18 protein-coding genes are annotated in these 22,200 nt (G+C 38.2%); 17 read left to right on the forward strand and 1 reads right to left on the reverse strand.

Annotated elements, in window-relative coordinates; all coding sequences use genetic code 11:
- Nucleotides 1–191 precede the first annotated feature (191 nt).
- The 13 genes from araB to NSQ59_RS05795 all read left to right on the forward strand — a co-directional run bounded on the left by araB (nucleotide 192) and on the right by NSQ59_RS05795 (nucleotide 15,512).
- On the forward strand, nucleotides 192–1,886 hold the full coding sequence (araB, locus tag NSQ59_RS05735) for a ribulokinase (RefSeq protein WP_340830002.1): 1,695 nt from the start codon (nucleotides 192–194) through the stop codon (nucleotides 1,884–1,886).
- Nucleotides 1,880–2,578 carry an L-ribulose-5-phosphate 4-epimerase gene (gene araD / locus NSQ59_RS05740; protein ID WP_055738560.1) on the forward strand — a complete coding sequence of 233 codons (699 nt, stop codon included), beginning with the start codon at nucleotides 1,880–1,882 and terminating at the stop codon, nucleotides 2,576–2,578. The genes araB and araD overlap by 7 nt, the downstream gene beginning before the upstream one ends.
- A 76-nt stretch (nucleotides 2,579–2,654) precedes the next feature.
- A complete protein-coding gene (araA, locus tag NSQ59_RS05745) occupies nucleotides 2,655–4,139 on the forward strand; it encodes an L-arabinose isomerase (protein WP_340830004.1) in 1,485 nt (494 codons plus the stop codon).
- A 44-nt stretch (nucleotides 4,140–4,183) separates the two neighbouring features.
- The gene (arfA, locus tag NSQ59_RS05750) at nucleotides 4,184–5,695 is read left to right on the forward strand and encodes an arabinosylfuranosidase ArfA (protein ID WP_340830006.1); all 1,512 of its coding nucleotides are present in this window, start codon (nucleotides 4,184–4,186) and stop codon (nucleotides 5,693–5,695) included.
- A 71-nt stretch (nucleotides 5,696–5,766) separates the two neighbouring features.
- The gene (locus NSQ59_RS05755) at nucleotides 5,767–6,990 is read left to right on the forward strand and encodes a sn-glycerol-1-phosphate dehydrogenase (protein ID WP_340830007.1); all 1,224 of its coding nucleotides are present in this window, start codon (nucleotides 5,767–5,769) and stop codon (nucleotides 6,988–6,990) included.
- A 12-nt stretch (nucleotides 6,991–7,002) separates the two neighbouring features.
- A complete protein-coding gene (locus NSQ59_RS05760; RefSeq protein WP_340830011.1) occupies nucleotides 7,003–7,944 on the forward strand; it encodes a glycoside hydrolase family 43 protein in 942 nt (313 codons plus the stop codon).
- 613 nt (nucleotides 7,945–8,557) lie between these two features.
- Complete coding sequence (locus NSQ59_RS05765; protein WP_340830013.1) at nucleotides 8,558–9,883, forward strand: ABC transporter substrate-binding protein; 1,326 nt, start codon at nucleotides 8,558–8,560, stop codon at nucleotides 9,881–9,883.
- Nucleotides 9,884–9,940: 57 nt separating this feature from the next.
- Nucleotides 9,941–10,882 carry a carbohydrate ABC transporter permease gene (locus NSQ59_RS05770; protein WP_235950680.1) on the forward strand — a complete coding sequence of 314 codons (942 nt, stop codon included), beginning with the start codon at nucleotides 9,941–9,943 and terminating at the stop codon, nucleotides 10,880–10,882.
- A 2-nt stretch (nucleotides 10,883–10,884) separates the two neighbouring features.
- Complete coding sequence (locus NSQ59_RS05775) at nucleotides 10,885–11,724, forward strand: carbohydrate ABC transporter permease (protein WP_126648044.1); 840 nt, start codon at nucleotides 10,885–10,887, stop codon at nucleotides 11,722–11,724.
- 28 nt (nucleotides 11,725–11,752) lie between these two features.
- Nucleotides 11,753–12,421: a DUF624 domain-containing protein gene (locus NSQ59_RS05780; RefSeq protein WP_055738567.1), complete on the forward strand. Its 669-nt coding sequence runs from the start codon at nucleotides 11,753–11,755 to the stop codon at nucleotides 12,419–12,421.
- Nucleotides 12,422–12,572: 151 nt separating this feature from the next.
- Nucleotides 12,573–14,057, forward strand: a complete 1,485-nt coding sequence (locus NSQ59_RS05785; protein WP_340830017.1) for an alpha-N-arabinofuranosidase — start codon at nucleotides 12,573–12,575, stop codon at nucleotides 14,055–14,057.
- Between the two features lie 18 nt (nucleotides 14,058–14,075).
- The gene (locus NSQ59_RS05790; protein WP_055738569.1) at nucleotides 14,076–14,336 is read left to right on the forward strand and encodes a hypothetical protein; all 261 of its coding nucleotides are present in this window, start codon (nucleotides 14,076–14,078) and stop codon (nucleotides 14,334–14,336) included.
- Nucleotides 14,337–14,447: 111 nt separating this feature from the next.
- The gene (locus tag NSQ59_RS05795; protein WP_340830019.1) at nucleotides 14,448–15,512 is read left to right on the forward strand and encodes a M24 family metallopeptidase; all 1,065 of its coding nucleotides are present in this window, start codon (nucleotides 14,448–14,450) and stop codon (nucleotides 15,510–15,512) included.
- Between the two features lie 90 nt (nucleotides 15,513–15,602).
- Here NSQ59_RS05795 and NSQ59_RS05800 read toward each other — a convergent pair whose 3' ends face one another.
- Nucleotides 15,603–16,499, reverse strand: coding sequence for an AraC family transcriptional regulator (locus NSQ59_RS05800; RefSeq protein ID WP_055738571.1), 897 nt, complete (start codon nucleotides 16,497–16,499; stop codon nucleotides 15,603–15,605).
- A gap of 279 nt (nucleotides 16,500–16,778) precedes the next feature.
- Between NSQ59_RS05800 and NSQ59_RS05805 the strand changes: the two genes are divergently transcribed.
- From NSQ59_RS05805 to NSQ59_RS05820, 4 genes are all read left to right on the forward strand, one after another.
- Nucleotides 16,779–18,725 (forward strand): glycoside hydrolase family 127 protein, encoded by a 1,947-nt coding sequence (locus NSQ59_RS05805; RefSeq protein WP_340830022.1) that lies wholly within the window; start codon nucleotides 16,779–16,781, stop codon nucleotides 18,723–18,725.
- Nucleotides 18,726–18,949: 224 nt separating this feature from the next.
- Nucleotides 18,950–20,329: an ABC transporter substrate-binding protein gene (locus NSQ59_RS05810; protein WP_340830024.1), complete on the forward strand. Its 1,380-nt coding sequence runs from the start codon at nucleotides 18,950–18,952 to the stop codon at nucleotides 20,327–20,329.
- A 198-nt stretch (nucleotides 20,330–20,527) separates the two neighbouring features.
- Nucleotides 20,528–21,367 carry a carbohydrate ABC transporter permease gene (locus NSQ59_RS05815; protein WP_055741136.1) on the forward strand — a complete coding sequence of 280 codons (840 nt, stop codon included), beginning with the start codon at nucleotides 20,528–20,530 and terminating at the stop codon, nucleotides 21,365–21,367.
- 2 nt (nucleotides 21,368–21,369) lie between these two features.
- Nucleotides 21,370–22,200: a carbohydrate ABC transporter permease gene (locus tag NSQ59_RS05820; protein WP_340830026.1), complete on the forward strand. Its 831-nt coding sequence runs from the start codon at nucleotides 21,370–21,372 to the stop codon at nucleotides 22,198–22,200.

Raw genomic sequence — 22,200 nt, forward strand, 5'->3', positions numbered from 1 at the left:
ATTCTAGTATTGATGAATAAATGCAATTTGGCAAGTGCTTTATAAGAAAAGTGCGGGCGCATTGTTCGAACACTAGCCGGGCTCCCTCCGAAAGACAAAAATGCTTCCTTATTCTTTAAAAGGTGAACTAGCACAAGAACAAATATCATTTGAATGTTTGAGAGGATTCTATTCCAGAAAGGTGTGATGTCATGGTTAAATATACGATTGGTGTGGATTATGGTACGCAATCAGGCAGAGCTGTTCTTGTTGAAGTTGGAACGGGTAAAGAGGTTGCGACTGCCGTAAAGGAATATACTCACGGTGTAATGGATGAATTTTTACCCGATGGAAAGACCAAATTAGGAATTGATTGGGCATTGCAACATCCTGCAGACTATTTAGAAGTTTTGCAGTGTACCATTCCAGAAGTATTAAAGAAAGCGAATGTTTCTCCGAATCATGTTATTGGATTGGGAATTGATTTTACAGCGTGTACTGTACTCCCGATAGATTGCAATGGAACACCGCTATGTATGACAGCGGAATTTTCGAGTAACCCGCATAGTTATGTGAAGCTTTGGAAGCATCATGCTGCACAGGAGGAGGCCAATCGGCTGAATGAAATCGCGGAAAAGAGAGGGGAAATATTCCTTCAACGATATGGTGGAAAAATCTCTTCTGAATGGATGTTCCCAAAACTATGGCAAATTTTGAATGAGGCGCCGGAAATTTATCAAGCTGCAGATCAAATGGTAGAGGCCGCAGATTGGGTGATTTACCAATTAACTGGTGAATTAAAAAGAAATAGTTGTACAGCCGGTTATAAGGCAATTTGGCATAAGCAGGATGGATATCCTTCAAGGGAATTCTTCAAAGCACTTGATCCAAGATTGGAAAATGTTGTAGAAGAAAAATTATCGTCAACCATTGTACCGATTGGTTCGAAGGCAGGGGAAATAACGGAAAAAGCAGCAAAGCTTACCGGATTATGTCCAGGAACAGCTGTTGCAGTTGCGAACGTTGATGCCCATGTGTCATTACCAGCGGTGGGAATTACGGAACCGGGGAAATTACTTATGATTATGGGAACCTCTACTTGTCATATTTTATTAGGAGACGAGGAAAAAGTCGTTCCAGGTATGTGCGGGGTAGTGGAAGATGGTGTTATTCCCGGGTTCATGGGGTATGAAGCTGGGCAATCATGTGTTGGGGATCATTTTGAATGGTTTACCGAAAATTGTGTTCCATCCAGTTATTATGAGGAAGCGAATCAATTAGGGATCAGTATTCATCAATTGTTAACAGATAAGGCGAGTACATTACAAGTTGGGGAAAGCGGGCTGCTTGCGTTGGATTGGTGGAATGGAAACCGGTCCACTCTAGTGGATGCTGATTTAACAGGTGTGTTATTAGGGGCAACATTACTTACAAAGCCGGAAGAAATTTATCGCGCATTGATCGAAGCGACAGCCTTTGGTACGAAAATGATTGTCGAAACATTCCGTAAATATGGTGTGCCAATTAATGAAGTATATGCATGCGGCGGCATTGCCGAGAAAAATGCCTTTATGATGCAAATATACTCCGACGTATTAAATATGGATGTAAAGATTTCCGCTTCGTCACAAACACCGGCATTAGGTTCAGCAATGTTCGGTGCAGTCGCTGCCGGAATCGAACGTGGCGGTTACGAAAGTATTTCTGCAGCTGCCAAAGACATGGGCGGAGTCAAGGAAGCAATCTATCAACCTATTAAAGAAAACGTTGAAGTGTATGATCAGCTTTATAAGGAATATGCTCGTCTTTATGACTATTTCGGCCGCGGTGAAAATAACGTGATGAAAGTGTTAAAACAAATAAAATCAAGAAGTTCTCAAAGTAATAAGGGGGAAACCGTATGTTAGAGCACTTGAAAAAAGAGGTGTTGGAAGCGAACCTCATGCTGCCTAAACATGGTTTAGTAACCTTCACATGGGGAAACGTAAGTGGAATTGACCGGGAACAGGGGCTTGTTGTAATAAAACCAAGCGGTGTTAAGTATGAAGAATTGCAGCTTGAAGATCTGGTTGTAGTAGATTTGGATGGTCAAATTATTGAAGGTTCCTTAAGACCTTCTTCGGATACACCGACACATTTAGTTCTGTATCGAGAGTTTCCTAATATAGGAGGAATTGTTCATACACATTCACCGTGGGCAACAAGCTGGGCACAAGCGGGACTTCCTATTCCTGCACTCGGAACGACACATGCGGACTATTACTATGGTGAAATTCCATGTACACGCGGATTAACAAAGGAAGAGATTCAAAAAGCTTATGAACTGGAAACCGGTAAGGTCATTATTGAAGCCTTTGAAACAGGCGGGATGGAACCATTGTCCATGCCGGGTGTTCTTGTATCCGGTCATGCCCCATTCTGCTGGGGAAAGAATGCGAGTGAAGCGGTGCATAATGCAGTCGTCTTAGAGGAAGTAGCAAAAATGGCGATACATACCGTTCAGCTTAATCCGCAAGTTACCCCAATTGATCAGTTTTTATTAAATAAGCATTATCTTCGCAAGCATGGAGAAAATGCTTATTACGGGCAGAAAAAGTAGTAAAACGTTTTTAACATTAATGTAACTTGTACGCATGAGTTAGAAAAATAACTAGATTACTAAGGAGGAAACAAGGTTGTTAACAACAAAAACATATGAATTTTGGTTTGTAACAGGAAGTCAATTGCTGTATGGAGAAGATGTTTTAAAAACAGTTGAACAGAATGCAAGAGAAATGGTTAGCGGTTTAGATAAAGACTCATCCATTCCTTATAAGCTTGTATTTAAATCGGTTGTAAAGGATGCCGATTCGATCCTTAAGCTTTTTTTAGAAGCGAATGCTGCGGAAAATTGTGCTGGTGTCGTGACATGGATGCATACATTCTCCCCATCAAAAATGTGGATTGCTGGTTTGTCCGCTGCACAAAAACCGCTTTTACATTTAAATACGCAATTTAATCGCGATATCCCATGGGATTCTATTGATATGGATTTTATGAATTTAAATCAGTCCGCTCATGGTGATCGTGAACACGGATTTATAGCAAGCCGTTTGAATGTAAAGCGCAAGGTGATTGTGGGTCACTGGGAAAACCAAGAGGTACGGGAGCGAATCGGCAGCTGGATGAGAACTGCGGTAGCTTTATCAGAAAGCAAAAATTTAAAGGTTGCTAGATTCGGAGATAATATGCGCCAAGTGGCCGTTACAGAAGGGGATAAAATAGAGGCGCAAATCAAATTTGGCTGGACCGTTGATGGCTATGGGATTGGCGACCTCATGCAACGAATGAACGATGTGACCGAGCAAGAGGTTAATAAGCTTGTTGCCGAGTATGAAAAGCTTTATGAAATCGCTCCTGAAGGATTGAAGGAAGGAGAGGTAAGGGAATCCATTCGATATCAGGCCAGAATTGAACTTGGATTGAAATCCTTTTTAACAGAGGGAGGTTACACTGCTTTCACCACAACCTTTGAAGATTTACATGGCATGCTCCAGCTTCCAGGTCTAGCTGCCCAGCGATTAATGGAACAGGGCTATGGATTTGCCGGTGAAGGGGATTGGAAAACCGCTGCTCTGGTAAGATTAATGAAAATCATTGCCGGAAATGAAGGAACCTCTTTCATGGAAGACTATACCTATCATTTTGAAGCCGGAAATGAAATGGTTCTTGGTTCCCATATGCTCGAGATTTGTCCAACAATAGCCGCAACTCGTCCGAAAATAGAAGTTCATCCGCTTGGAATCGGCGGCAAGGAGGATCCGGCACGCTTTGTTTTTGATGGCAGAAGCGGAGCAGCCATAGTTGCGACCGTTGTGGACCTTGGACACCGTTTCCGTCTTGTTGTCAATGAGGTCGATGCACTTCAGCCGGACAAGGAAATGCCGAAGCTGCCTGTTGCAAGAGTCCTGTGGAAAACACAGCCATCGTTAAGTCAAGCGGTTGAAAACTGGGTGCAGGCAGGCGGGGCACATCATACATGCTTCTCTTATAAAGTAACGAGCGAGCAATTGCGAGATTTTGCAGCGTTAACTGGAATTGAGATGGTTTTAATCAATAATGAGACAAATACTCATGCCTTTACAAATGAATTACGATGGAATGATGTTGTATATCGATAAAGTGACACCGTGCTTTTAGCGACTGGGAAAAGGGGAGAATGGATATGACGAATAATAAAGCGAAAATGATTTTAGAAAAGGACTTTAAAATTTCAGAAATTGATAATCGTATTTACGGTTCCTTTATCGAACATCTGGGGCGTGCTGTTTATGGCGGAATTTATGAACCTGGTCATCCGCAAGCAGATGAAAATGGCTTCCGTCAAGATGTTATTGAAATGGTAAAAGAACTTCAAGTACCGATAGTCAGGTATCCCGGAGGAAATTTTGTTTCCGGGTATAACTGGGAGGATGGGGTCGGACCGGTAGAAAACCGTCCTCGCAGATTAGACTTAGCTTGGCGTACTACAGAAACGAATGAAATGGGAACAAATGAATTTATGAAGTGGGCAAAGCTTGTAAATGCAGAAGTGAATATGGCGGTAAATCTCGGAACACGCGGTATCGATGCTGCTAGGAATCTTGTGGAGTATTGTAATCATCCCGGTGGTTCCTACTACAGTGATTTACGGATTTCCCATGGTTACAAGGAGCCGCATAAAATTAAGACATGGTGCTTAGGAAATGAAATGGACGGACCTTGGCAAATTGGTCATAAAACAGCTGCTGAGTATGGACGAATTGCCCAAGAAGCAGCAAAGGTGATGAAGTGGGTGGATCCTACTATTGAGCTTGTCGCATGCGGAAGCTCTAATCGTAATATGCCGACTTTTGCAGATTGGGAAGCAACGGTTCTTGATTATACGTATGACCATGTTGATTATATTTCGCTCCACCAATATTACGGGAATCGTGATAATGATATCGCCAACTATTTGGCATTATCACTTGAGATGGATGATTTTATCCGTTCGGTTATTTCCATTGCTGACTATATTAAAGCAAAAAAACGCGGTAAAAAGAACATTAATCTATCTTTTGACGAATGGAATGTTTGGTATCACAGTAATGAGGCGGATAAATTAATCGAACCGTGGAGCATCGCACCTCCACAACTGGAGGATCATTATAATTTTGAAGATGCCCTGTTGGTAGGCTGTATGCTAATTACGATGTTAAAGCACGCTGACCGTTTAAAGATTGCTTGTCTCGCCCAGTTAGTGAATGTTATTGCGCCAATTATGACGGAAGAGAATGGTCCAGCGTGGAAACAAACGATCTTCTATCCATATATGCACACATCTGTTTATGGCAGGGGTGTTTCGTTAAATCCAATCATTTCAAGTCCGAAATATGATAGCAAAGATTTTACGGATGTTCCATACTTAGAAGCAACGGCTGTATATAATGAAGAAAATGAACAATTAACGATATTTGCAGTGAACCGTCATTTACAAGATAGTTTACATCTTGAATGTGATATTCGTAATTTTGAAGGTTATGAGGTTATAGAACATATAGTCCTCGAAAATGACGATTTAAAACAAACGAATTCAGCCAAAGATACACCAGTGGCACCTCATTCGAATGGAAACGCCGCAATCGATGGCGGTTTGGTTACAGCTGCATTGCCGAAGTTATCCTGGAACGTGATTCGTTTAGCTAAGCGTAAATAAATTCATTCGCTTTTCTTTCGATTTTAATGATGGAAAGTATTTTTCCTATCAATTAATCAGGAGGGGTTCGATTGGAATCATTCATATCGAAGATTGCCACTCTAGCAGAAAATTGTCATTGCGGTAATCATCATCCGATTACTATTGAAAAAATAACAGTCGGCAATGAAATTTTAAAAGATGCGGTTCGCTATATAGGAGAAAAAAACTATCAAAAGGTAAAAATCATTGTTGATAACCACACTTTTCAAGCAGCAGGGAAAGAGCTAGCAAATCAATTGGAAAGGGCTGATATTCCCTTTTCCACATGTTATATCCTTCCTGACGAGAATCAAGATATTATTGCTGATGAAAGGGCATTGGTCCAAGTGCTGTTAGAATCATCCAAAGAAACGGATGTCATGGTTGCAGTTGGGGCGGGAACGATTCACGATATTGTTCGTTTTTGCAGTACAAAGATGGGAATTCCCTTTATTTCCATTCCTACTGCACCGTCTGTTGATGGCTTTACCTCAATGGGTGCTCCTTTAATCGTCAGAGGGGAAAAGAAAACTTTCCAAATGTCTTCACCAATTGCTATATTTGCAGATTTGACGGTTTTGAAGAATGCACCAAGAAAAATGATTGCAGCCGGCTTTGGAGATATGATAGCAAAATTTACTTCTTTAGCGGACTGGAAATTTGGTCATCTTGTTGGCGGTGAGCCATATTGCAAAGCTGCGGCTCAAATTACCCGAGATGCACTAAATGCAAGTGTTAAAAATGTAGAAAAAATAAAAAAAGGTGATGAGGAAGGAATTCAAATATTAATAGAATCCCTGATTGCATCCGGTCTGGCGATGCTTTTATTTGGGCACTCACATCCTGCCTCAGCCGGCGAACATCATCTTTCTCATTACTGGGAAATGGAATTCCTGCGGCAAAAACGCGCAGCGGTCCTGCATGGGGCTAAAGTAGGGATTGCTGCTTCCATTCTTGCAAAAATCTATAAATCCGAGTTCCTGCCATTCATTTGTAACGGAATGGAGGGAATAGACGAGAATTTGTATATAAAAATCAAGGAACATAAAGAAGAAATCAAGGCAGTTTATGAGCAAATACCGGATAGTATTTTGCTTCGCAAGTGGGTAGAGCAGCTGGGCGGTGAAACCCATCCTGAACAGCTTGGAATTGAGAATGATCTTGTCATAAAGGGATTAAATGAAGCACATAAACTAAGAGACCGTTTTACGGCTTTAAAATTTTTGAATGAAATCGTTAAAATAAGGCGCGAATTTGCCAGTGAAATTTTGTAAGGAAGTGAACATATGTCAAAAGCAGCAGCTTATAAAAATCCCATTATGGAACAACGGGCAGACCCGTTTATTTATAAACATACAGATGGTTATTACTATTTTACCGGATCCGTTCCGGAATATGACAGACTCGAGGTCAGGAGAGCTAAAACGATACAGGAGCTTGGCACAGCCAGTCCCGTTGTAATATGGAGAAAATATAACAATGGGCCAATGAGTGCTAATATATGGGCACCTGAAATTCATTATATTGACGGAAACTGGTATATCTATTTTGCGGCTGCAAGAGAGGATGCGATTTTTGACCACCGAATGTATGTCCTGGAAAATAAATCAGCAAATCCTTTAGAGGGGCATTGGACCGAAAAAGGCCAAGTCAAAACGGATTGGGAATCCTTCTCCCTCGATGCCACTACATTTGAACATAAAGGGGAAAGGTATTACGTTTGGGCCCAAAAAGATCCGAATATAGCAGGAAACTCTAACCTCTACATTGCGAGAATGGTCAATCCTTGGACTATCGAAGCTCCACAAGTAATGATTACAAAGCCAGAATATGATTGGGAAAAGATTGGATTTATGGTTAATGAAGGTGCAGCCGTTCTAAAGCGAAACGGAAAGATCTTTCTTACATACTCAGCGAGTGCAACAGATGCTAATTATTGCATGGGATTGTTAACAGCAGATGAGTCTAGCGATCTACTAAATATAAAATCATGGAGTAAATCGGAAAAGCCTATTTTTCAAACAAACGAGAAAAATGGTTTATTTGGCCCTGGTCATAATAGTTTTACTGTATCTGAAGATGGAAGTACGGATATTTTAATCTTTCATGCCCGCCACTATCAGGAGATTGAAGGCGACCCGCTTTGGGATCCAAACCGTCATACTCATGCACAGATGATTTCTTGGAATGAAGATGGAACTCCTCATTTTGGTGATCCACATATTTAAGGGGCAGCTACAATGTCCCTAGTTTTTTAATAGACTAAATATCTAACAATTTTTTGTAAAAGAGTAATATTATTTATGTTTCACAACATGCAAAATACCATACAAGTTGAGGGCGAAAACCATACAAGTTAAACTACCTCATTTGATATAATGGTCTCCTAAGTCAATGGAAGGATATATTTTTAACATGGTAATCTGTTCACAAAAGTATCTGTAATATACGATTATCAAGGGATTAATAAGGAGAAAAAACCTTTCGTTTATACAGAGTAAATATATGATTTTATTTACCTGAAAATGTTCGCACAACTTTCAGAATATTCATTGACATGTACGGAATAGATATAATAAACTGGAAATAATTAAGAAATCGATTTCTATATGTTGCGAATACTACTCTGTTAACTGAAAAGAGGGTGAAAACAAATAGGGGATAGATGAAGCAAAGTATATTCATTCAAAGCAATTTATATAAAAAAATAGAATCCTAGATTTTAAGTTGTTTCAAATTTGAAAGCGCTTATATGGCTGGTTATTAACAAGAAACAGTTCTAAACATTTATGCTCTGTTTATGAAAGATGGAAGAAATCATATCATTTAGAGGTGATAATCATGAGTATTTTTAAAAAGCCGCGTAAAGTGGTAGCGATGTTACTAGTGCTTGTACTTTCAATATCCTTTGCATTAGCTGGATGCAGTTCCAAGAGCTCCACGAAAACAAGTGACGGAAAGACAAAATTTGAAATGTGGACATTTGTGCAACAGCATGCAGATTATTGGAAAGATGCAGCAGAGACTTGGAATAAAAATCATCCGAAAGAGAAAATTGACCTAAAAATAAATGTTCTACCGTTTGATCAAATGTTTCAAAAGCTGCAGGTTGCTTTAAATTCTGGAAGCGGTGCACCTGATATTGCAGATATTGAAATTGGACAATTTGCCAATTTCACCAAGAATAAAACAGTTCCGTTTGAAGACTTGACGAAGAATGTAGAACCGTATCTTTCCGACTTAGTGAAGTCGCGGGTGGATAACTATACGTATAACAATAAAATTTACGGTTTGGATTACCACGTCGGTACAACGGTTGTTTATTATAACATGGATATTATGAAACAAGCAGGAATTGATCCTGCGAAAATTAAAACATGGGCTGACTATGTAAACGCAGGCAAGACAGTAAAAGAAAAGACAGGCAAATACATGACTTCCGTTGAAACGAATGCAAGTTTCGTATTCAATGCATTAGTTTCCCAGCAACACTCAGATGTGCTGAAAGATGGCAAAGCAAATTTAGCTGATGAAAAAAATGTAAACGCATTAAAACTCCTCCAAGATATGATTTACAAGGATGGAATTGCGAAAAAGGCAGAGGGCGGCAGTCAGGATAATGAAGAGTATTTCTCTGCATTTAACAAAGGAAACTATGCTTCTGTTGTAATGCCAGCATGGTATATGAGCCGTATGGTGACATATATGAAAAATCTCTCAGGAAAAATTCAAATTGAACCACTTCCAATCTTTAATGAGGGGGACGATCGTTCGGCAGGATTAGGTGGAACAGCTACCGTTGTTACAAAACAAGCGCATGATAAAGAGTTGGCGAAGAAATTTGTCGTTGAATCGAAGGCAAGCAAGGAAGGGGCTATCAAACAATGGACGATTCTAGGATTTGACCCAATTCGTTCCGATGTTTGGACATCAGATGAAATGAAAGCAAAAAATAAATACACGGATTATTTTGGGGTAGATATCTTCCAAAAATTAGCCGATTTAAAAGATGAAATTGGTACGTTGAGTTTCACAAATAAGGATTACCCATTTGTCAGTGATCAATTATTAACCAATGCAATACCTAAAATCATGAATAAACAGGCAGATGTAACATCAACGCTTGAAGCTGCGGATGCAGCGGCAGATAAAAAAATTAATAAGTAATGTGAAGTGATGAAACGGGTGGGTGGGTAGGATTTTTACGAACAGGAGGGGATAGATTTGGAGTCAAGCACAGGGCAAACAAACTTGCAGCGTAATGTTAAGTTTCCGGTTCCCCAAAGGAAAAAGTGGAATAAGCAAAAGATTGCACCGTACCTCTTTATATTACCATTTATCCTTATTTTTCTAGTATTTACGGTGTATCCGTTTATTAATGCCTTTATTATGAGTTTTCAAGAGCTGCAAGGGTTAGATGATACAACATTTGTTGGACTGAAGAACTTTAAACAATTAATTCATGATCCGGTGTTCTATACCGTTCTGTGGAATGTTATTCGGTATACTTTCTGGACGATTTTAATACTGATTCCGGTGCCATTAATTTTAGCGGTTGTTATGAATTTAGATACGACAAAGTTCAAGTCGCTTTTCCGTTCCATCTTCTTTCTTCCGGTTCTTACATCAACAGTTATTGCCGGGATTGTATTCCGTTTTGCTTTTAGCAGAGAAAAAACAGGTGTTTTTAACTCATGGATTGGCCACCTTGGGATCAAACCCGTTGATTGGTTAGACGGTGCCCATACAGGGATGTTCGCTTTAGTTGTTATTTGCGTATGGAGATGGATGGGAGTAAATATGATTTACTTTTTGTCGGGTTTACAAAGTATTCCGAAAGAGCTTTATGAATGTGCCGAAATTGATGGTGCAAGCACATGGGCAAAGTTTAAAAATATTACGATGCCGATGATTAAACCTATTACGACTTATGTACTAACAATATCCATTCTAGCTGGATTCTCTTTGTTTAATGAAAGCTATGTTTATTGGGGAGCTAGTTCACCAAACAATATTGGTGCTACCTTCTTAACCTATATTTATAAAAGCGCTTTTGGACAAGGTGAATTTGGCTACGCATGTGCATTAGGGGTTGCGATGTTTATTATCGTAATGGTCATTAATTTTATTCAAGTTTCCGTTAGAGGCTTGTTTAAGGAGGACTAAGGATGAAGACCAGAAGAAAAATTACAACCATTGTCACCTTTATATTACTAACAATAATCGGAATTATTATTTTGATTCCCTTTTGGTTTCTATTAGTCTCCTCTTTTAAGCCGGCATCTGATATTTTTGGCCAAGGTCTGAATGTCCATCTGGATTTTTCAAAAATGAGTTTTAAAAATTACCTTCAATTATTTACAAATAATGATGGAATATATTGGACATGGTTTAAAAACAGTGTACTGATTACAGTAATTCAAACATTGCTTGTTCTATTATTCAGTTCAATGGTTGGTTATGCACTTGCACAGTACACGTTTAAAGGGCGGAATTTTATCTTTGGTTTAGTGCTTGTTATGTTAATGGTACCTGGTGATATATTATTTATCCCTATGTATAAATTAGTGACGAATTTAGGTTTGATGGATTCATTTGCAGGAGTTATTTTACCTGGGATTATTCCGCCTGCTACCGTTTTCTTTTTTAGACAATATGCGATAGGTCTTCCACGTGATTATGCGGAAGCAGCCAGAATAGATGGTGCCGGAGAATTTCGTATCTTTACGCAAATTTATGCGCCGATGATGAAACCGGCATTTGGGGCAATGACCATTATGACTTCCATGAATGTATGGAATAATTTCCTGTGGCCGTTGGTGGTAATGAGATCAGATGAAAATCTCGTCATATCTGCCGGGCTATTAACAGCCATGACACCGTATGGTAATAACTACGATATTGTATTTGCAGGATCCATGATGTCGATTATTCCTATTATCATCCTATTCTTATTTAATCAAAAGTCCTTTATCAATGGTATGACAATCGGCGGAATAAAAGGCTGATGTATGTTAAGCGAAGAGGTGCCTTTCTATGATCAATAAAGAAAACTTAGTTATGAAAGCAACAAATCTCGTTTGGGCAGCGTTTTTAATTGGGGGATGTGCCATCGTTACAAGTTTCCTGTTTGTTTTCCTTCTATTAAATGTGAAACTGTCTTTTTTGACACTACCATTCTACTTAATAGCGTTTTTATTGTTCGGTCCTACTTTGAGTGCCATTTTTGAAACGGTCTTTCAATGTATTATCGGTGGGAAGGGAAACGTAATAAAAAGCTATTTTAGGATATATAAAGAAGGATTCATTTCCTCCATAAAAGTATGGCTGCCATACTTTTTGCTGACGGTTATTCTGTTTGGAGATTTATATTATATTGGTTTTAGCAAACAGACTGCCTATGCACTTCCCCTTATTTATATCCTTATCATTGTCATGATTATTAGCTATGTTTATTCACTTGTTTTGCATACAAAATTCATTATGAAGATAAGGGATATATTAAAATTTTCACTGTACTTAACCATTAATCGGCCGATTACATCGCTTACGATCATCTTTTTCGTTTTAGCAGTTTACCTATTTTTTAGATTTGCAAGCAGTCTTGCTATTTTTGGAGCACTTCCATTGTTTGCTTTCGTTACTTTATATTCCATGCGAAAAATGCTTGGAGCTATTGAAGCGAAATTTGTGAACGCAGCATAATCACTTTTTTAAGTTTAATAGAAAGAGGTTGCCAAAGGTGCGGGTTTTGGAAGCCTCTTTTTCTTATAAGGGCACTATTTCAAAATGAAATCATCAACATTTATCAGAAGTTTTGTCGCTAAGGAATCTAGTAGGAAGAAGGAGAGAAAGAATGAATAAAGTGATCATTAATAGTGATATTGAAAAAGGTACAATCTCTAAGCATATTTATGGGCATTTCGCTGAACATTTAGGGAGATGTATTTATGAAGGAATATGGGTCGGGGAGGATTCCATTATTCCGAATACAAAAGGGATCCGCAATGATGTTTTAGAAGCTTTAAAACAGCTTCAAATACCGGTGCTTCGCTGGCCGGGGGGATGTTTTGCCGATGAATATCATTGGAAGGATGGAATTGGTCCGAGAGAAAATCGCAAGAGAATGGTTAATACGCATTGGGGCGGTGTAGTAGAAAATAATCATTTTGGTACACATGAGTTTATGTTGTTATGTGAATTGCTGGAATGCGAACCTTACATATGTGGAAATGTTGGGAGCGGGACAGTCCAAGAAATGTCGGAATGGGTGGAATATATGACATTTGACGGTGAATCTCCGATGGCAAACTGGAGAAAGGAAAACGGCAGGGAAAAGCCGTGGAAATTAAAATATTTTGGAATTGGCAATGAAAATTGGGGATGCGGCGGCAATATGCGTCCGGAATATTACGCAGATTTGTATAGACGTTATCAAACATATGCCCGTAATTATGGGGACAACAGGCTTTACAAAATAGCCGGCGGAGCAAATATTGATGACTATAATTGGACAGAAACGTTGATGGAACGCGCCTCTTCGTTAATGGATGGTTTGAGTTTACATTACTATACAATACCTGGGGACTTTTGGAAGGGAAAAGGATCATCCTTACAATTTTCCGAGCAAGAATGGTTCATTACGATGCAAAAGGCATTGTACATGGATGAATTAATCACAAAACATAGTACGATTATGGATAAATACGATCCCGAGAAAAGAGTTAGTTTAATCATAGATGAATGGGGCACATGGTTTGATGTAGAACCGGGAACGAATCCAGGATTTCTTTATCAACAAAATTCTATACGTGATGCTATTGTTGCGGCACTTCATTTTCATATTTTTCATCAACATTGTGACCGCGTACATATGGCAAATATTGCGCAGACGGTAAATGTGCTGCAGGCAATGGTTTTAACAGAAGGGGAAAAAATGCTGAAAACACCTACCTATTATATTTTTGACATGTTTAAAGTCCATCAGGATGCAGCATTATTATCCCTTGAGACTGACATTGAGAATATAGCAGTGGAGGATTTTCATTTACCAAAGGTTAGTGTATCAGCATCGAAGAATGATAGCGGGCAAATTCATATTAGCCTTTGTAATATGAGCCTTTCAGAAAAAACAGATGTAAACATCCAGCTGCGAGGAGTCAATAAAATTGCGGAGATTTCCGGTGAAATCCTTACAGCGGATTATCGCAATGCCCATAATTCGTTTGAAAATCCAGAAGCGGTCAAGCCTGAAAATTTTACTGAATTTACATTAATAGACCAATTTATTGAAGTGAACCTCCCGCCAATGTCGATCATCATGCTTTCTGTAAAAGAGTAGGAAAATGGAGGCGAAGAGATGCCGGAAAAATCTTTATGTAAAGGCTGTTCCCAAACCGTTCATGTTGCTAAGAAAGAAATAGCAGCATTATTAGAAATGCAAACAAAAAGCTTTTCCGATTTGGTTACCGATGCTATTTATCAAGAAAGACTGGAAAAATGTAATCATTGCCCGAATTTGCTCTATGGAACAACATGTCAGTATTGCGGTTGTCTTGTTCAATATAAGGCGAAATTTCCTGACAAGCATTGTGCTTCACCAGATAATCCGCAATGGTAAGATAACATAATATTTTCAAGTTGATATGGTAAATGGAATTTAACTACTTATACGAACATAGATGATAATCACAATGGAAGATTGAAATTCTAAACATTTGGAGGAATTATCATGGGAAATTTAAATATGTTAAGAGAATCATTGGACCAAATTGGTATTGATGGTCTACTAGTAACAAGCGATGTTAACCGTCGATATTTAACTGGGTTTACAGGCTCAGCAGGGACAGTTGTGATTACCAAAACAGAGGCAATCCTTTTGGTTGATTTCCGATATGTGGAGCAAGCGCAAAATCAGGCAAAAGGGTTTACCATCAAAGTATTAGAAAAGGCTACTATTTTTGAAGAGGTGGCTAATCTAACGGAAAAATTAAAGATTAGCAAAATTGGTTTTGAAGAAAAAAATATTACTTATTATTTACTTTCCAAATATCAGGGAAAAGTAAAAGCGGAAATGGTACCTGTATCAGATGCTGTGGAAAAGCTTCGTATGATTAAAACAAAAGACGAGATACAAATCATTAAGACCGCAGCGGAAATGACAGATGCCGCACTCGCACATATTTTAGAGTTCATTCGTCCCGGAATAACGGAACTGGATGTCTCAAATGAACTGGAATTTCAAATGCGGAAGTTAGGGGCAACATCTTCCGCCTATGATACAATCGTGGCTTCCGGTTATCGCGGGGCATTGCCGCACGGTGTAGCAAGCACGAAAGTAATCGAAAAAGGCGATATGGTCACTATTGATGTTGGTGCATATTACAAAGGATACAGGGCGGATTTAACCAGAACCATCGCTGTTGGTGAACCGAAGGAGGAATTAAAAGGCATTTATACGATTGTATATGATGCATTATCAAGGGCCCTTGAAGGAATCAAAGCGGGGATTACTGGTAAACAAGCTGATGCTTTTACGCGGGATTATATCACGGAAAAAGGATATGGAGATAAGTACGGACATGGATCAGGACATGGAATTGGTCTGGATATTCATGAAGAAATCTTTATGTCGCCAAAATGCGAGCAGTTGATTGAACCGGGAATGGTTCTGACGGTTGAACCTGGTATCTATCTCCCTGGTATCGGGGGAGTAAGAATTGAAGATGATATTGTTATTACGAAATCTGGTAATGAAATAATAACGAAATCACCTAAAGAACTCATTATATTGTAAAGAAAGAGGAGCGTGTTTTGATATCACGCTCCTTTCTTTATTCATATGAATTCTCTGCTTTCAAGAGTTTCTAAAATTATTATGTTGAGATTATTTATTATTTAAATGGACACGATAATAGGCTTTGCGAAATTCAGTCGGTGTTACTTTTTCGTATTTTTTAAACAGCTTCATAAAGTATTTTTCATCAAAAATCCCTACGATATTGGCAATCTCTTTAATGCTTAAATTGGTACTCGTTAACATATCCTTTGCTTTTGACAGCTTAAGAATGTGAATGTATTTTTGAATATTCATTCCGTTTTTTTTCTTAAATATTCGGGACAAATAATCTTGGTTATAATTGAACTCCTGAGCAATTGCTGTTACCGAAATATTGCTCATTGCATTAATTCTAATCCATTCCACGATATTTACTAAGTTTTTCTCCGATTTACTATGTTCTCTTTCTGTAATGAAATGGGTTACGGATTGCTCCGAAATTTCAATAAGCAAGGAAGTCATGAAATAATCGGTACTTCTTTTATTGTAGTAATTTGCATTATCAATATCTAATAGTTGGTTAAATAAAATATTTATCCTTTCTATTTCTTTAGGGCTTGAATAAATTGGGATGAAGATGTCCGTACTGGAACGATGTGAATCGGGATTTGTACGGTAAGATATCACCTCATCCTCCATCGTATTATAATCGATAATCGAGCTTTCATTAGGGCAATAAAAATGAAACCAGTAGAAGGAAACCCCAGGAGAACAAAGGGCATAGCCCTGGTGAGTATGATGGGGAAGTAATAGAAGTACATCGCCAGGGCAAACTTCAAATTTTTCTTCCTCTTGCTGAATATAAAGTGTTTCCCTCACTCCGATGATTATTTCGTAGCTATTAAGATTACGTTTTGAATGAATCCATGGTTCATTCGATACAAATAATCCTCCAGAAATATATTCCATTGGATTGTCAGCATTTGTTTTCAAGTATTGTTCCATTACTTTCGCCCTCCTTTGCGATTCTACGAAATCTCAATAATTTAGAAAGTCAGTTTTATACACCTAATGTTTAAAATGGACTACCGACAAGATTCTTTTTTGTTGATATTATTTTAATTAATCATACTATTCAAAATTAATTTTCATAATTCTATTTTACTAAAAACTATTCTATTTTGGAGAAAACGTTTGAGGGGGTGAGTAAAAAAATAAAGGTAGGATAAGAATCCGAATAGCAGCTAATTCTTATCGCGAATTAATAGGAAGGATGTGCAAAAATTGACAGAGGTATTAAGCAAGAATGTTAAAAGAGTAAAAATAACAGACCATTTTTGGAGAAAACGAATAGATATCATACGCGATGAAGTAATTCCATATCAGTGGGAAGCATTAAACGATAGAATTCCAGATGCCCCTGCCAGCCATGCAATAAAAAATTTTAAAATCGCAGCTGGTGAGGAATCAGGTGAATTTTTTGGTTTTGTATTTCAGGACAGTGATGTAGGTAAATGGCTTGAGGCAGTAGCTTATAGTTTAGAGAATGATCCTGATCCTGAACTGGAAAAAACAGCGGATGAGGTCATTGATTTAATAGGCAGGGCACAGCAGGATGATGGATATTTAAATACCTATTTTACGATAAAAGAACCACAACTTAAGTGGCGCAATCTTCGAGATAGACATGAAATGTATGTAGCAGGCCATATGATGGAAGCTGCTGTCGCTTATTTCGAGGTTACTGGCAAGCGGAAGCTTTTAGATATTATGTGTCGTTTCGCTGATCACATCGATGAAATGTTTGGCAAAGAAGAAAATAAATTGCGAGGATATGATGGTCATCAAGAAATAGAATTAGCTCTTGTAAAGCTATATAAAGCAACCGGAAATGAACGATATTTACAGTTAAGCAAATATTTCATAGATGAGCGCGGTCAGCAACCACATTATTTCGACCTAGAAAAGAAAGCAAGAAATGATGATAAAGAATTTTGGTGGCATGATGAATATGGAGATTATAGCTATCACCAAGCACATTTGCCTGTTCGAGATCAGAAAGAAGCAATCGGCCATGCTGTTAGGGCTATGTATATGTACACAGCGATGGCGGATTTAGCCATTGAGACAGGGGATCACACTTTAAAGGAAGCTTGTGAGAGATTATGGGAAAATGTAACGAATCGCCAAATGTACATTACTGGCGGTGTCGGATCACAAGATTTTGGTGAAGCGTTTTCATTTGATTATGACTTGCCAAATGATACGTGCTACACAGAAACATGCGCATCGATTGGCTTAGTTTTCTGGGCAAAGCGAATGCTAGGGATTGAAAAGAATGGAAAATATGCGGATGTCATGGAGAGGGCACTTTATAACGGAACCATTAGCGGAATGGATTTGGACGGGAAGAAATTCTTCTATGTTAATCCGTTGGAGGTATGGCCGAAAGCGAATGAAAAAAGGCAGGATAAAACATATGTAAAGCCTGTTAGGCAAAAATGGTATAGCTGTGCTTGCTGCCCACCTAATCTAGCAAGATTAATTGCTTCCATAGGACAATATGTATACTCTGTTGATTCCAATCAATTGTTTGTTCATTTATACATGGGCAATGAATCAGAATTAGATATTGAGGGACAAAAGGTTCAAATTATCCAAGAAACAAATTATCCATGGGATGGGAATGTTCAAATTACACTTTCACCGGAAAATGAGCGTGAATTTACGGTTGCCGTTCGGATTCCAGGATGGTGCAAATTAGCCGCACTAAAAGTGAATAATGAGTTAGTGGATATAGATTGTTGTACAAAGAATGGGTATGCATATATTACCCGAACTTGGAAAAAAGGGGATAAGATTGTTCTTGTTCTGCCTATGCCGGTGGAGAGAGTCCGTGCGAATCCGAAAGTACGAGAAAATGTAGGGAAGGTTTCTTTACAGAGAGGTCCAATTGTCTATTGTTTGGAAGAAGTAGACAATGGTGCAAATTTACCGAACATCCTTCTGCCAAAAGATTCTGAGCTTGAGGTTACATTCCAGGAAGAATTGCTTGGTGGAATTAGTGTAATAACTGCAAAAGCAGAGAGGATTGATGATCAAGCTTGGGGTAATGAGTTATATATGACTTATGAAAAAGACACAAAATCCATTACTCTTAAAGCAATCCCTTATTATGCGTGGTGCAACCGGCAGCCTGGTGAAATGTTGGTTTGGATTATGGAAAAATAAATATTTTAAAATAGTAAATACCTTTTTCGGAAATTACTCTTAAAAGGTCGATTTTATACACCATGTTATTTCTATAATGAAGATTAAAGCTAGTATATTAATAGATTACATTTTTGAATAATAATGATTGGTGGAGGATTACTTCACCGATCAAACACAAAGTTGTACTTACAACTTTTAAAAATATACTAATATATTTAGGAAATAAGAATGGGGTGTGTATGTTGAGAAAGCGTAAATCATTGATAGGACTTATAGGCGTGCTTGTTTTGCTTGTTGGGATGTTAAGTGGTTGTCTAGGCGGAACTAGTGCAACGGGGGGAAGCGGCAAAAAAGGTGTTGTTCAATTAAAATTCACTTATTGGGGAGATCCACTTGAGAAAAAATCTATAGAAGATATTTTGAAAGCGTTTAACAAATCACATCCAAATATTTATGTGACAGGACAGCAAATTCAAGGAAACTATTTAGAGAAAATGACAACGATGGCCTCTTCTAATACTCTTCCTGACGTTGGTTATTTTACGGAGGGAAGCCTTTCACCGTGGGTGAAAAGCGGAGCGATTAAAGATTTGAAGCCACTATTTGATTCAGGAGAATTCGGTGACAAATTAAAATATAGTATTTTTCAATACGAAAAAGACGGACCGATTGCCGGTTCAAGCGTAGCAAATGAAGTAAATAATATTTACTACAATAAAGAATTATTTGATGAATTGGGGATGCCATATCCTCCTGCTAAAGCAGAGGATGCATGGACATGGGACGAATTTGTCGATGTAGCCAAGAAACTGACAGTGGACCGGAACGGAAAGCACCCTGATGATCCAGGATTTGATCCGAAAAATATCAAAACATACGGGGTTAGCAATTTTACCTATTTCTATGAAAACTTCCTTTTCAGCAATGATGGAGGAATTATTTCTGAGGATGGAAAGACTATTCTATTAAACAAACCTGAAACGATTGAAGCATTACAGAGAATGCAAGACTTAATGTATGTATACCATGTGATGCCAACACCTGCCAGCCTATCTACGCTTCCAAACACAGATACAGCTCTATTAACCAAAAGGGTAGCGATGGATGTAGATGGTCAATGGGCTATGCAGGTGCTAGGGGAAGCTGAAAAACAAAAGAATTTGAAGTTGGGTATCGGTGTATTGCCAAAAATGAAAAAAGCAGTGACTTCTAGTGCCGGTACGCCAATTGTCGTATTTAACAATGATAATACGAAAAAGCATTGGAACGAAACAAAAGAGTTTCTTAAATTTATTATGGATCCAACTAATAGTTTGCCGCTTATCCAAGCCGGACTTTGGATGCCTAATGAAGAAAAATGGTATAAAGATCCGGAACTTGTTAAAAAGTGGACCGATACAAAAATTCATCCAAAAGAATATAAAACAGCTGTTATCGATTGGGCAATGAATAATGTGCAGAAAAATCCAAACTATTTTTGGGCTGATCGATCAGAAGCAAGCCAAATTATTTCTCCTGCATTAGACCTAATTTGGACAAATAAAAAGAGTGCGCAAGAAGCGGTAAATGACATTATGCCAAAATTGAAAAAGAAATTTGGAGACAAATACAAATATGAGTAACAAGCTTCCTTTTTAACAGATTATGTGTTATGAAGATTCGTCCTCATAACACATAATCAATTCCCAAGTAATAATCGTGTGAGGAGTGAAAAAATGAATATTGAAAATGTTACCTTAAAAAGAACAGTTGTCAATATCAAAAAGCCAAAACTTCATAAATTGCAGAGAAAGGAAGCGTTTTGGGGTTACTTTTTTGCCATGCCTGCTATTTTAGGGCTTCTTATTTGGACAATTGGTCCAATGATTGCCAGTCTTTATTTTAGTTTTACAGATTATAAGGTAGTAGGAAGTTATCATTGGGTTGGATTTCAAAATTACGTTGATATTTTTAAAAACGACCTTGATTTCAAGAAATCTTTATTTGTTACATTTTATTTTGCCATAGGGAGTACCTTTTTTACGCTGCTTGCTGCATTAATTGTTGCGGTTCTTATGAATATGAATGTGAAAGGACAATCCATCTTTCGAACGATGTACTATTTGCCTGTCATTGTTCCTTCCGTAGCGTCCAATATTTTATGGCTGTGGTTATTTAATCCTGACTTCGGTTTATTAAATAGTATTTTACAATTTTTAGGATTGCCAAAGTTGATGTGGATTTACGATGAGAATACGGTTATACCTTCGCTAATTTTATTAAGTATTTGGGGATGCGGAGGTACTGCCTTAATATTTCTAGCAGGCTTGCAGGACGTTCCGAAGCAATTATTGGAGGCTGTTGAAATAGATGGCGGTAATTGGTGGCATAAGTTCAGATATGTGACTTTGCCTTCTATCTCACCAGTTATCTTCTTCAATCTTATTATGGGCCTTATAGGCTCCTTCCAAGCATTCACTCAAGCATATGTTATGACGGAGGGCGGGCCAAATAACAGTACGTTATTCTATGTCCTGCTGATTTACCGGGAGGCGTTCCAGAAAAATAATATGGGTTATGCAAGTGCTCTGGCATGGATCCTGTTTATCATCATCTTACTTTTCACATTAATTGTCTTTCGATCATCTAAAAACTGGGTTTATTACGGGGGTGGAAAATAATCATGAAACTAAAAACCGTGAAAAGGTCATTCGCATTAATTATCTTAGTAATCGGCGCTATTGTAAGTCTAGTTCCCTTTGTTTGGCTTATTCGCAGTTCCTTAATGACTTCTACAGAGATTTTTGAATTTCCGCCTAAACTATTACCGGAGAAATTTCAATGGTCCAATTACAAGGATATTTTCTCCATTATTAATTTCGGGCTTTACTTGAAAAACACTTTATTTATTATGGTCCCAGTCATCATTGGAACAATTGTCACGTGCTGTATGTGCGGATATGGCTTTGCGAGACTTCGTTTTCCGGGAAGGAATATGTGGTTCGGAATGATTCTTGCAACCATGATGCTTCCGGGAGCTGTCACATTGATCCCTACCTTTTTGATGTGGTCTAAGCTAGATGGAATTAATACATTTTGGCCGTTGATTGTTCCAGCCTTTTTTGGCGGCGGCGGGTTCTTCATCTTTCTAATGAGACAATTTTTTATGAATATACCTCGTGAACTGGACGAATCTGCATTAATGGATGGTGCCAATCATTTTCAAATTTTCACGAAAATACTTTTGCCATTGGTGAAACCGCCAATTTTAGTTGTTGGGTTCTTTACTTTTATGGGTGTATGGAATGACTTCTTTGGACCTTTGATTTTCTTAAATGATGAATCCAAATACACGCTTGCATTAGGGCTATTGCAGTTGAAAGGCTCTTACTCTTCCGATTGGAATCTCATGATGGCAGCATCTGCCGTAATGGTTATTCCTGCGATTATCATTTTCTTTATTGGGCAACGCCATTTTATTGAAGGAATAAGTTTAACAGGAATAAAAGGCTAG

It is taken from the genome of Margalitia sp. FSL K6-0131, assembly GCF_038008735.1.
GTDB lineage: Bacteria > Bacillota > Bacilli > Bacillales > Bacillaceae_C > Margalitia > Margalitia shackletonii.

What these genes read in the sequence shown, in the direction of transcription:
- arfA (WP_340830006.1), top strand. Translation starts at nt 4,184, where the DNA reads ATGACGAATAATAAAGCGAAAATGATTTTAGAAAAGGACTTTAAAATT.
- NSQ59_RS05815 (WP_055741136.1), top strand. Translation starts at nt 20,528, where the DNA reads ATGCCTGCTATTTTAGGGCTTCTTATTTGGACAATTGGTCCAATGATT.
- araD (WP_055738560.1), top strand. Translation starts at nt 1,880, where the DNA reads ATGTTAGAGCACTTGAAAAAAGAGGTGTTGGAAGCGAACCTCATGCTG.
- NSQ59_RS05790 (WP_055738569.1), top strand. Translation starts at nt 14,076, where the DNA reads ATGCCGGAAAAATCTTTATGTAAAGGCTGTTCCCAAACCGTTCATGTT.
- NSQ59_RS05820 (WP_340830026.1), top strand. Translation starts at nt 21,370, where the DNA reads ATGAAACTAAAAACCGTGAAAAGGTCATTCGCATTAATTATCTTAGTA.
- NSQ59_RS05775 (WP_126648044.1), top strand. Translation starts at nt 10,885, where the DNA reads ATGAAGACCAGAAGAAAAATTACAACCATTGTCACCTTTATATTACTA.
- NSQ59_RS05760 (WP_340830011.1), top strand. Translation starts at nt 7,003, where the DNA reads ATGTCAAAAGCAGCAGCTTATAAAAATCCCATTATGGAACAACGGGCA.
- araB (WP_340830002.1), top strand. Translation starts at nt 192, where the DNA reads ATGGTTAAATATACGATTGGTGTGGATTATGGTACGCAATCAGGCAGA.
- NSQ59_RS05785 (WP_340830017.1), top strand. Translation starts at nt 12,573, where the DNA reads ATGAATAAAGTGATCATTAATAGTGATATTGAAAAAGGTACAATCTCT.
- NSQ59_RS05795 (WP_340830019.1), top strand. Translation starts at nt 14,448, where the DNA reads ATGGGAAATTTAAATATGTTAAGAGAATCATTGGACCAAATTGGTATT.
- NSQ59_RS05765 (WP_340830013.1), top strand. Translation starts at nt 8,558, where the DNA reads ATGAGTATTTTTAAAAAGCCGCGTAAAGTGGTAGCGATGTTACTAGTG.
- NSQ59_RS05800 (WP_055738571.1), bottom strand. Translation starts at nt 16,499, where the DNA reads ATGGAACAATACTTGAAAACAAATGCTGACAATCCAATGGAATATATT.
- NSQ59_RS05780 (WP_055738567.1), top strand. Translation starts at nt 11,753, where the DNA reads ATGATCAATAAAGAAAACTTAGTTATGAAAGCAACAAATCTCGTTTGG.